Origin of the sequence: Agrobacterium sp. ST15.13.015, assembly GCF_027871645.1 — a bacterium.
GTDB classification, from domain to species: Bacteria; Pseudomonadota; Alphaproteobacteria; order Rhizobiales; family Rhizobiaceae; genus Agrobacterium; species Agrobacterium leguminum.
Window position 1 is genome coordinate 47968 of the sequence record NZ_JAQAHF010000010.1, and the last position, 11553, is coordinate 59520.

Genomic DNA, 11553 nt, shown 5'->3' on the forward strand with positions numbered 1-11553 from the left:
GGAATTGTCGCCAAATAACCACACTCACGGGTTTCCCGAGGAAACGCGCTTATCAGGCCGTTTTTGTTGGATTTTTTGGCTGTTTCAGAGGTTTTTGGCCGGGCATGGCGTGAAATAATCGCTCTTTCGGCTGCCCATGATTCGCCGTTGCAGTGCAGCAATCAATCGATACGAATTGTTACATAGAAACAAAAACGCCCCGTTTCGAACGGGGCGTTTTGTTTTCAGAAGAGAGCCGGAGGCAGCTATTAACCCGCTTCGCTGACCCGCGTGAGCGCCGTTCTCAGGCTTGCAAGCTGCACTTCCAGCTCTGCCTTGCGCTCGCGCTCGGCGGCGACCACTTCCGGATCGGCATTGGCCACGAATTTTTCGTTCGACAGCTTCTTGTCGATGCGTTCCATTTCCGCATCCACCTTGCCGATCGCCTTTTCGAGACGGGCTTCCTCGGCGGCCAGATCGATGAGCTTGCCGAGCGGCAGGCAGACCGTGGCCTCACCGACGATGATCTGCGCGGAGCCCTTCGGTGCGACATCGGCGGCGCGGATTTCATCCGCCCGCGCCAGGCGCCGGATGGCGGCGGCGTGGCGGTCGAGCCGCGCTTCGGTGGAGGTATTGGCGCCGACAACGACCAGCGAAGCGGTGGCGCCCGGCGGCACATTCATCTCGGCGCGCGCGGAGCGAATGCCGGAGACGAGATCGATCAGCCAGTTGATTTCGGCCGCCGCGGCATCGTCGCGGAATTCCGGCACCGGCCAGTCGGTCAGGCAAAGCAGATTATCCCGCTCCTCACCCTCGCCCGCCGTATGCGCCCACAGCTCTTCCGTCATGAAGGGCATGAAGGGATGCAGGAGCTTGTAGATCTCGTCCAGAACATAGGCCGCGCAGGCCTGCGATTCCCTCTTGGCCTTTTCGTCTTCGCCGCTGAAGACAGGCTTCAGCAGTTCCAGATACCAGTCGCAGAACTGGTTCCAGACGAAACGGTAAAGAATGCCGGAGGCATCGTTGAAGCGGAAGTTCTCAAGCGCCGCCGTCACGTCGCGCGCCGTATTGGCAAGCTCGGTCAGAATCCAGCGATTGATGGTCAGAGACGCGGTTTCGGCGAGGAAATGCGGATCGCGCTTCACGCCGTTCATCTCTGCAAAACGCGTCGCATTCCAGAGCTTGGTGCCGAAGTTGCGATAACCGGCGATACGCGCCGGATCGAGCTTCACGTCACGGCCCTGCGCCGCCATGATGGCAAGCGTGAAACGCAGCGCATCCGCACCATATTCGTCGATCAGTTCCAGCGGATCGATGACGTTGCCCTTGGACTTCGACATCTTCTGGCCGTTCTTGTCGCGAACCAGCGCGTGGATATAGACCGTGCTGAAAGGCTCGACCGGGTTGCCGGCATCGTCCTTCATGAAATGCAGACCCATCTGCATCATCCGCACCACCCAGAACGGGATGATGTCGAAACCGGTCACCAGCACGTTGGTCGGATAATAGCGCGCCAGTTCCGGTGTCTGCTCGGGCCAGCCAAGCGTCGAGAACGGCCAGAGCGCCGACGAGAACCAGGTGTCGAGCACGTCTTCGTCGCGGGTCAGGATTTCACCCGGCTTGAAGTTCTCAAGCTTCTCCTCGACCCAGGCCTTCCACGGACCTTCATGGGCGATGTAGTGCTGGATGGCCGCCTGAAGCGCCTCTTCTTCGGTCTTCTCAACGAAGACCTGTCCGTCCGGGCCATACCATGCCGGGATCTGGTGACCCCACCACAATTGCCGCGAGATACACCAGGGCTGGATGTTCTCCATCCACTGGAAGTAGGTGTTTTCCCAGTTCTTCGGCACGAAATTGGTGCGGCCTTCGCGAACGGAGGCAATCGCCGGCTGGGCCAGCGTCTTGTTGTCCACCCACCACTGGTCGGTCAGGCGCGGCTCAATCGGCACACCGCCACGGTCGCCATGCGGCACCACGTGCTTGTGCGGCTCGATCTTGTCGAGCAGGCCGGCTTCCTCGAAGATTTCGACGATGATCTTGCGGGCGGTAAAGCGGTCCTGCCCTTCCAGACGATCCCATGCGCCATGCAGCGCCGCGGGATGGCTGAGACCCTCGAGGAAATCCTCGTTTTCCTTGATGGAGATCGTGCCGTCGATATTCATGATGTTGATGGCGCGCAGGCCGCAGCGCTTGCCGACTTCGAAATCGTTGAAGTCATGCGCAGGCGTGATCTTAACCGCGCCCGTGCCGGCTGTCGGGTCAGCATAGTCATCGGCGACGATCGGGATTTTGCGGCCGACGATCGGCAGGATGACATGCTTGCCGATGATGCCCTTGTACCGTTCATCCTTCGGGTTCACCGCAACGCCGGTATCGCCGAGCATGGTTTCGGGCCGCGTCGTGGCGACGACGATATAGTCGCGCGTTTCGAACTCGGTGGGCTTCCCCTCCTCGTCGAAAGCGACCGGATATTGATAGGTGACACCCTTTTCCAGCGGATAACGGAAGTGCCAAAGGTTGCCCTTCACCTCGATCTGTTCGACTTCCATGTCGGAAATCGCCGTCTGCAGCTTCGGGTCCCAGTTGACGAGGCGCTTGTCCTTATAGATCAGGCCCTGCTTGTAGAGCGTGACGAAAACTTCGAGAACCGCCTGCGACAGCCCCTCATCCATGGTGAAGCGCTCACGCGACCAGTCACAGGAGGCACCAAGGCGTTTCAGCTGGTTGAAAATGAGACCGCCGGATTCGGCCTTCCACTCCCAGACCTTTTCCACGAAAGCCTCACGGCCCATATCGCGGCGGCCCGGAAGCTGCTGTTCCATCAGCTTGCGCTCGACGACCATCTGCGTGGCGATGCCGGCATGGTCCATGCCCGGCTGCCACAGCACGTCCTTGCCGCGCATGCGCTCGAAGCGGACCAGAATATCCTGCAGCGTGTTGTTGAGCGCGTGGCCCATATGCAGGGAGCCGGTCACATTCGGCGGCGGGATGACGATGGTGAAGGTTTCCGCGCCCGGCTTGGCGTTGGCGCCGGCACGAAAAGCGTTAGCCTCGTCCCAGGCTTTGGCGATCTTCGGTTCGACGGATGCGGAATCGTAGGTCTTTTCGAGCATTTCCTGACCTGAATTTTAGAGTTCTTGTGTGGATTTTTTTAAATAAGGATGGACGGGAGAGAGTCAACAGAAACCCGCCCGCGAGCCAACCATTGAGCGGACCCACGGGTGACTATGACCCCATAACACCTTCATCTTCAACAAAAAAGCCGCCCCGATGCCGGAGCGGCCCCTGTTTCGTCGCATCCGCCGCAATCGCACATGCGGCCGGAGCGGAACTTAGCGGCGCGAACCGCGCGCCACGCGCTCGATTTCCTCGCGCACCAGACGCTCCACGAGTGTCGGCAGATTGTCTTCCAGCCAATCCTGCAGCATCGGGCGCAGCATTTCGGCGGCCATATCCTCGATAGAGCGCCGCTCGACACCGTCGAAAACCTCTGCAAGCTCGCTGAACGAACGGGCGATCTGCGCACCGGCAGCGGCGGAAAGAAGATTGAGCGACAGACCGCCCTCAACACCCGCCTCGTCTTTTGCCTGTGGCTCGGCCAGATCGAATCCCGGTTTCTCAACGACAGGTTCCAGCACCGCTATGTCGAAACGTTCCGCTGTCAGCGGCGTTTCGAGGGCGCCGCGCAGCGAAAGCTGATCGAAGCGGTTTTCGGCCGAAGACGCGCTTTCGATGGCGGCAGCGGCAGCGCGATCCTCGGCGGCAAAAGATACCGGCTGCTCGTTCACGCTGGATGCCGGCTGCTCGCTCACGCTCGCGGCGGCCGCAGCCGCCATCAGCGGCCGAACATCCGTCGGGCGCTGCGTTGCGGCGCGTTCGGAAGACGGCGCGGACAAAGGCTGCGATACGGTCGGGGCAGCAGCCGACGTCGCGGTCTCGGCCGCGCCACGCTGGGCCTGCGCGGCGAAAGCCTGCGGCCCCATGGCGGCGTTACGGTCTGCGGCGGCACGTACACGGGCAGCGACATCTGCAAGCGACATGGTCTTCTCGGCGGCGCTTTCCTGCCGTTCAGCCATGGGCCCTTCAGAAATCGGCGAAAAATCCTGCGCAGGCCGTGCGCCAAAAGCCTGGTTTGCGGCGGGGGGAACGCGCGCCGGCGGGCTGATGGGCTCCGCCACGAAGGCTGCTTCTCTCGCAGCCTCGTCTTCATCGTCATAGACCGGCGGCAACTGCCCGGAAAACGCACCGGCAGGTCCGGTCTCGTTGCTTTCGATGATCCGGCGGATAGACGCCAGAATCTCTTCCATGGACGGTTCACGCGCTACGCTTGGCTGAGCCATATCAATCCCCGGTTTCCACTCTTCGAGCACCCTTGCCGCATCCCTCGGACACCGGATGAGCGCTCCTTGACCTGTTCAATTTTCACATCGCGTTTTCGACAACCGAAATCGATCGTCACACCGATGCTCTGAAACATGGCCGGCCAAGCGCCTGAGCATTTCGCCGTCCCTGTCACAGGATCATGCGGGGCAGAAATACGCACACCCCGAATCACCCTTAGTTTAGGTCAGCATAGCGAGGAACTAAATCACTGATTCGACAAGTTTCGTGATGATGCACAGCTTTGTGAGAACCACCCGAAAGGAAGCGCTCCGCCGGCAAACCGAACATAAAAACGCCGGGGCGGAAACTCCACCCCGGCGTCAGAAAGAAGATGATCGTTTGCCGATCAGAAAACGAATTCGGCCGCCTTGGCAAAACCCGGCAGCGGCTTGACCGAAGCATTGAAGAAAGTGGCGGCCGATGTGCTGTTGCCATCGCGGCGATAGACGGTGGCCTTCGCGGCGCCGCCATATCCGACGACGACAACCAGACGGCCGCCGTCACGCAGCTGGTCGGTCAGTGCCGCCGGCACTTCCTCAACCGAGCCGTTGATGAAAATGAGGTCATAGGGCGCTTCACCCGCATAGCCCTTTTCGAGGTCGCCGGTTACGACGGCGACATTGTCATATCCGAGCGAGGCGAGCGTCTCGGTCGCCTGTGCGGCCAGCGCCTCATCGCTTTCAAGCGAAACCACCGAACCGGCAAGCTGCGAAAGGATGGCGGCTGCATAACCTGCACCGCCGCCGACTTCCAGCACCACGTCCTCCTTCGACACGGCCGAAAGCTGCAATAGCTTCGCCAGCGGCGAGGTCTTCATGACATAACGGGCCGGACGGCCATCGCGGGCGGGACAGATCTGCAGGTCCTCGTCCACATAGGCAATCTGCCGCACGCCCGCCGGCACGAATGCCTCGCGCGGCACGCTCAAAAACGCCTTCAGCACGGAATGCGACGTCACGTCGGTCGTGCGCAACTGGCTGTCGACCATATTGGCGCGTGCGGTTTCGAAATCCATCATATCGTATCGCCTCAATTTCACGGATGCCGGTCGGGAAGCCTCGGCTCCAAAAGCTCAAAACGGCAGGGGCTCCCCCTCGCCTTTGGATAATCTCATAATTGCCCAAGCGCACGCTTTCAAGCGCGCTAAGCCGGATGTGTGGGAAAAAGCGAAACAGTGGAGATTTCCGGAACAGCAAATGACCGCGAAGCGGGGTCAAATATCGAAAAAACATTGCGTTCGTGGAAATTTTTGGAGGCCTCGCCCGGAATTGAACCGGGGTACAAGGATTTGCAGTCCTCTGCGTCACCACTCCGCCACGAGGCCTCACACGCTTATCAATCAAGCGATGGCGGGCATTTAGAACGAATCCATTATGGGCGCAAGAGGGTTCGTTCCGAATGTGGTGTTTTTTCGGATCGGACCGGCACACCGCTAAGGCAAGCCGCTTAAGCACTTAAGATTCCGAAGCTTTTTGTATCTGCCTAATATTTCAGAAGAAACAAAGCCCGCATCCGGCACGTTTGCGCCGTTGCGGGCAATGCTGCATTTCCTGTACCAGCCGGTCAGATCCGCCCAAGCAGAACGAGGATCAGGACGATGACCAGAACCAGTCCGAGACCGCCTGACGGGCCATAACCATAATTATGGTAACCCCAGCTTGGCAGTGCGCCGATCAGGAAAAGAATGAGCAGGATGACGAGGATGGTGCCGAGCATGTATAACCCTCCACTATTGGCATGTGTCCTGCCTGTTTGAACGATAAAACGCGCAAAAAGTTCCCCTTCCTGTATAGCCGGCAGCATAACGGTGGACAGGCATCCTCTTCCGTTTCAACGGGTTACACTGGAAGTTCGGGAATGCGGCCTTGGCTGCTCCGTCTCGGGAAAGTAATTCCCTGGCTAATTATATCGCCGCAAAAAGCCCCTGAAGGCCCGCGGCAGGCCGGCCTTCACCGGGATCGACCAAAGCAGCGATTTATTCGAGGTAATTTCTCGGCCTATGTCTATCGGCAGTTGTCCGTCATATTAGCGCCAGTCCCCCGTACCCTGAAACTGGCGGGAGACGGAGAGATCTGGCATCACTGGCAGTGCGCCAGATCTCTCCCGCCCCTCCCCACGCTCCTCGAATTCTCCTTTGCAGGCACACGGATATTTTACCGACTGTGTTCTCGTTCCCCTTGCCTTGCCGGTTTCACTCCGGCTAGACCCCGGACCGGGAGGGAGAAACGAGAATCATATGTCCGGTTTTGCGAACCTCATCCCGCTTTTCATCTTCGGCCTCCTCGTCTACTTTTTCTTTCGCTGGGTCGCGCGCGACATTCAGAATCCGAAGAGCAAATAGTCGGGGAAATCGTCTCCGGCCCCCTGCCCTCCGGGAACCGCCGCGCCTCGACATCGTTTTCACGGACGCACTTCGGAGGACAGGATGAAAACGCTCGTATCATCGGCCGCTATCGCGCTTACACTGGCGCTTGCCGGATGCACCACGGCCGGACCGGCCGCCTATGTCGGCCCCGCGCCCTATGTCGAACCCATTCCCGGCAGCATCATCTACAGGGGCCAGCCGCGCACCAAACTGACGAAATCGCCGATCGGCAGTACCTTCACCCACGAATTCCGCATCGACGGCAGCACGCGGGCGGTGGAAACCTACCGCATCGCGCCGGACCGCTCGCTGGAACTCATCGACCGCCGCATCATCCTCGAATGGTTGTTCGGGCGCGACGACTGACCGCACCGCAACGGCGCGAAACGGGCCGGGAACGGGATTGCGCATCCTGACCGCTTGGTTTAGAGCCGGGCGCAACAACCATAATGGATAGGCGATGAATACGCGCTGGCAAAAACCCGTCCTGATCGCGTTCGAAACGCCGGGCGACTATACGAGCATCGACACCACGCAGGCGGCCTCCTGGGCGCTGATCGAGGATTGGCCGATCGAAGACGGCGATGCGCTGGACAGGGCGCTGCTGATCTGCGCCGCCGTCGATGCCGGCCGGAAAAAGCCCGAGGATGCGCGCAAGGCGTTCATCGCAGCCGCAATCGAAGCCGGCCTCGATATCAAGGCCTGACGGCGGAACACCAGCTGGCCGTCGACTAAAAAATGCCGCCTGCGGCGTCAGCTTTTCAGGATAAGACGTGGGATGGATCGCAACAGATGGAAACTTCCGGAAACATGAAAAAAGCCCTGTTCATTTTTCTCCTCTCCTGCCTGGCGATCGGCCTTCTCGGCCACCTCGTGGTGGCCTTCGTCGTCACCGGGTGAAGCGCCAAAATCCTCTCCGCCGGAAGACGGGGCGAGTGGACATTGGAATTTCCTGAATTTCATTCTTTCGTTATGGAACCGCGATAAACTCTGATCGTTCTCTTTTCACCCAACAGGAGGAGGATCGGAATGCGTGACGGATTGAACGGTTTTCTCGAAATCTCGATGCTCGGCTTCGTGGTCGCAAGCTGCCTTTTCATGGTCAACCTACCGATCTGAGCCACGGCAAAAATTCTTCTTCGACACGACCGGCGACGTGACGTTCCGGTATTAAAAAATGCGGCCTTGTGAGCCGCATTTTTTTCAACAGATCATCCAATCAGGCTGAAAGCTTGGCGGCGAGTTTCGCCACATGCGCGCCCTGGAAACGGGCGGCTTCCAGTTCGATTTCGGAAGGCTGGCGCGAGCCGTCGCCATCGGTGATGGTGGAGGCGCCATAGGGCGAGCCGCCCTTGATTTCATCGACGCCCATCTGGCCCTGGAAAGCATAGGGCAGACCGACGACCGCCATGCCATGGTGCAGGAAGGTGGGGATGAAACCGAGGATGGTAGATTCCTGACCGCCATGCTGGGTGGCGGAAGAGGTGAAGGCTGAACCGACCTTGCCGACCAGCTTGCCGCTGAACCACAGACCGCCGGTCTGGTCCCAGAAATTGCGCATCTGCGAGGCGACCGTGCCGAAACGCGTGCCGGCGCCGACGATGATGGCGTCGTAATCCGCCAGCTCGTCCACCGTCGCCACCGGAGCCGGCTGATCCAGCTTGAAATGGGAAGACTTTGCAACTTCTTCCGGAACGAGTTCGGGAACGCGCTTCACCACGGCTTCTGCGCCGGTGGACTTCACGCCCTCGGCAACGGCATAGGCCATTTTCTCGATATGGCCGTAAGAGGAGTAATAAAGTACCAGAACCTTCGTCATTCTCTTCGTTTCCTTTGCTGGAACTGTTTCCGGCGAACCGGCGACAAGCTTCTTTAAAAACTCAATGATAATCGGCTTTGACCCGTAAAAAACGTATGACAAAAAGGTAGCGGACGGATCGGTCTGCCGCCAGCCGGGGATTGGCATACGCACTGTTCACGATGAGTGAACGCCCGGAGCCATCGTCAACCAATCCCCCTTTTGCGTTTCTTCAAAACCGCTTTGCATTCGCGCTGGCGCGGCGTTAACGTCGGGTGAAACAGATGACGAGTGCAACCATGTCCAATCCCTCCTCCGCCCAATCCGTCGTGACCGCCGCCATGCTTGCCATTGGCGACGAACTGCTTTCGGGCCGCACCAAGGACAAGAATATCGGCCACCTCGCGGATGTCCTCACCATGTCCGGCATCGACCTGAAGGAAGTGCGCATCGTCGCCGACGAGGAGGAAGCGATCGTGGAGGCGCTGAACGCGCTGCGCGGCCGCTATGATTATGTCTTCACGTCAGGCGGCATCGGCCCGACCCATGACGACATCACCGCGGATGCGGTCTCTGCGGCGTTCGGCCTGCCCTGCGAGCACGATGCCGAGGCGCTGCGCCTGCTGGGTGACATGTATCGCGTCCGCGAGATGGAATTCACCGACGCGCGCAAGCGTATGGCGCGTATGCCGAGAGGAGCCGCCCACATCGCCAATCCCGTTTCCGTCGCCCCCGGCTTCGTCATCGGCAATGTTTACGTCATGGCCGGTGTCCCGCAGGTGTTTCAGGCCATGCTGGACAATGTCATGCCGACGCTGCGCACCGGCGCGAAGGTCATGTCGCAGGCCGTGCGGTCGCCCTATGGCGAAGGCGATATCGGCACGCCGCTGACGGCCATCCAGAAAGCCCATCCCGAAACCAGCATCGGCTCCTATCCCAAATATGACGGGCAGCGCTTTTCGACGGAGATCGTGGTGCGCGCCCGCGACGCCGACGTCCTGAAGGCGGCAGCAGACGCGGTTGCCGCCATGATCGAGACTATCGGCCATGAAAAAAGACTGGCAGCCAGCAAGGGCGATGCAACCGCCTAGGGCAGAAAAAGCTTGAGACAGAAAAGGCTTGAGACGGGAAGCTTTGACCAAAATCAAGGTGGCGGCCTGTAAAGGCGGCCACTCTCCCCCTGAGCATTCCAGGAAAAGCGGAACAGCTTCTCCGTCCGGACAATGCATAAAACAGAGACTTGGATCGTTCTGGCGACTCGAAGAAAGACCAGAACTACCTGAAAACGACATGTCACCGAGGAGAGAGAAATGGGTTACAAGACGATATTGGCAGTGGTCGACAATGTTTCGAACACGCAGAAGCTCGGCGAATTCGTGGTAAGCCTTGCCGATCAGTTTTCCTCGCATGTGATCGGCCTGCATATGGAAACGCTGGCCGCCGTTCCCCTCGTCGCGCCGATGGAAATTCCCGACCCCGCCACCGTGCAGGCGCTGCAGGATGTGGCGCATAAGGAAACCACCGACGTCGGAACCATCTTCGAGCGTACGCTGGCCGCCAACGGCATCTCGCATGAATGGCGCAGCTTCGTCACATCGGTGGGTTACGCCTCCGCATCGGCAATCGACAGCGCCCGTTGCGCCGATCTCGTCGTCGCCCGCCAGAGCAGCTCCTCCGCACTTTCCGACAGCCGCTCGGATATTGACGGTTTCCTCTATGAAAGCGGTCGCCCCGTTCTCCTCGTGCCGCATGTGCTGACCGTTGCGAAACCGATCAAGCGCGTCCTGATCGCCTGGAACGGCTCGCGCGAGGCGACCCGCGCCACCTTCGACGCCCTGCCCTTCCTCAAGGCAGCCGATAGCGTCGAGATATTCTCCGTCGATCAGGCGGAGAGCGAAACGCAGTCTTCCGGCCTCGCCGGTGCGGAACTGGCCGCCACGCTCGCCCGCCACGGCGTCAACGTCACCGTGACCTCGCAGGAAAAGATCGCCGGTGTCTCGCCGCAGGCGGCCATCGAAAACCGGCTGTCCGATAACAGCATCGACCTTCTTGTCATGGGCGCTTACGGCCATTCCCGCTGGTGGGAACTGCTGTTTGGCGGTGTCACCCGCACCCTGCTCGATTCCATGACGGCGCTGACGCTACTGTCGCGTTAAAACCGGTGGAAGTGGATTGAGCTACAAGACCGTGCGGAAAGCTTGCCTTTTTGCCGGTCTTGCGGCTATTAGCCAAAGCCATCGACAATTTTGACCAGATGGTAGACGACATGTCCCTTCCCGATAAAGCCTTTCCCGTCTCCTGGGACCAGTTTCACCGCGATGCCCGTGCGCTTGCCTGGCGTCTTGCCGGCCTTGAGCGCGAGTTCCGCGCGATCGTCTGTATCACCCGCGGCGGCCTCGTGCCGGCGGCGATCATTTCCCGCGAACTGAATATCCGCCTGATCGACACGGTCTGCATCGCCACCCGCCATGATTACGTCAATCAGGGCGAAACGGTTCTGCTGAAGGGTGTCGCCCCGGAACTTTCGGCGGATGGCGGCGAAGGCGTGCTGGTGCTGGACGACCTGACCGATACCGGCAAGACGGCGCTCGAAGTGCGCGAAATGCTGCCCAAGGCGCATTTCGCCTGTGTTTACGCCAAGCCGAAGGGCGTGCCGACCATCGATACCTTCGTTACCGAAGTCAGCCAGGACACCTGGATTTATTTCCCCTGGGACATGGGCTTCACCTATCAGGAGCCGATCGCCAAGGGATCGCGCGGCTGACCAGCCCCGCAGGGGAAAATGACGCTTTGAAACCGCCCCATCGGGGCGGTTTTTTTGTCGGGAAACGCCTTTATGGCGACAGCTAAAAAACACGGAAAAACCGCAGTGTCGCCTTTATGCCTCACCCCGGAAATGCGGGGTTTTGCCTTTCCCTTGCGGAAACCAGCCTCGCGCAAGCTTCAAACTTTCCCGCCAAGTCACTGATTTTTCTAAGAGCTTTTCCTATCCCCGTTTTCCACAGGCCTCCACACAATATCTTGTGGT

Annotated in this window: 10 protein-coding genes and 1 tRNA gene; 5 read left to right on the plus strand and 6 right to left on the minus strand. The window is 59.7% G+C overall.

Features of this window, described 5'->3' with window-relative positions:
* Positions 1-248: 248 nt before the first annotated feature.
* The 5 genes from PIB16_RS16450 to PIB16_RS16470 all read right to left on the minus strand — a co-directional run bounded on the left by PIB16_RS16450 (position 249) and on the right by PIB16_RS16470 (position 6078).
* On the minus strand, positions 249-3092 hold the full coding sequence (locus PIB16_RS16450; protein WP_142845137.1) for a valine--tRNA ligase: 2844 nt from the start codon (positions 3090-3092) through the stop codon (positions 249-251).
* A gap of 219 nt (positions 3093-3311) precedes the next feature.
* Positions 3312-4319, minus strand: coding sequence for a cell division protein PopZ (gene popZ, locus PIB16_RS16455; protein WP_271045942.1), 1008 nt, complete (start codon positions 4317-4319; stop codon positions 3312-3314).
* Positions 4320-4708: 389 nt separating this feature from the next.
* Positions 4709-5380 carry a protein-L-isoaspartate O-methyltransferase family protein gene (locus PIB16_RS16460; RefSeq protein WP_065656006.1) on the minus strand — a complete coding sequence of 224 codons (672 nt, stop codon included), beginning with the start codon at positions 5378-5380 and terminating at the stop codon, positions 4709-4711.
* 232 nt (positions 5381-5612) lie between these two features.
* A tRNA-Cys gene (locus PIB16_RS16465) sits at positions 5613-5686 on the minus strand.
* 239 nt (positions 5687-5925) lie between these two features.
* Entirely contained in the window at positions 5926-6078 is a 153-nt protein-coding gene (locus tag PIB16_RS16470) for a DUF3309 family protein (RefSeq protein ID WP_003495626.1), read from the minus strand.
* A 709-nt stretch (positions 6079-6787) separates the two neighbouring features.
* Here PIB16_RS16470 and PIB16_RS16475 point away from each other — a divergent pair.
* Both PIB16_RS16475 and PIB16_RS16480 read left to right on the plus strand, forming a co-directional pair.
* On the plus strand, positions 6788-7093 hold the full coding sequence (locus tag PIB16_RS16475) for a hypothetical protein (RefSeq protein WP_271045943.1): 306 nt from the start codon (positions 6788-6790) through the stop codon (positions 7091-7093).
* A 94-nt stretch (positions 7094-7187) separates the two neighbouring features.
* A complete protein-coding gene (locus PIB16_RS16480) occupies positions 7188-7433 on the plus strand; it encodes a DUF982 domain-containing protein (protein ID WP_065656008.1) in 246 nt (81 codons plus the stop codon).
* A 513-nt stretch (positions 7434-7946) separates the two neighbouring features.
* Here PIB16_RS16480 and wrbA read toward each other — a convergent pair.
* On the minus strand, positions 7947-8546 hold the full coding sequence (gene wrbA, locus PIB16_RS16485; protein WP_080857032.1) for an NAD(P)H:quinone oxidoreductase type IV: 600 nt from the start codon (positions 8544-8546) through the stop codon (positions 7947-7949).
* Positions 8547-8824: 278 nt separating this feature from the next.
* Here wrbA and PIB16_RS16490 point away from each other — a divergent pair, with 278 nt between their 5' ends.
* From PIB16_RS16490 to gpt, 3 genes are all read left to right on the plus strand, one after another.
* Positions 8825-9616, plus strand: coding sequence for a competence/damage-inducible protein A (locus PIB16_RS16490; protein WP_271046032.1), 792 nt, complete (start codon positions 8825-8827; stop codon positions 9614-9616).
* A gap of 219 nt (positions 9617-9835) precedes the next feature.
* A complete protein-coding gene (locus PIB16_RS16495) occupies positions 9836-10681 on the plus strand; it encodes a universal stress protein (RefSeq protein ID WP_125146679.1) in 846 nt (281 codons plus the stop codon).
* Between the two features lie 110 nt (positions 10682-10791).
* Positions 10792-11289, plus strand: coding sequence for a xanthine phosphoribosyltransferase (gene gpt, locus PIB16_RS16500; protein ID WP_003523375.1), 498 nt, complete (start codon positions 10792-10794; stop codon positions 11287-11289).
* Positions 11290-11553: the final 264 nt, after the last annotated feature.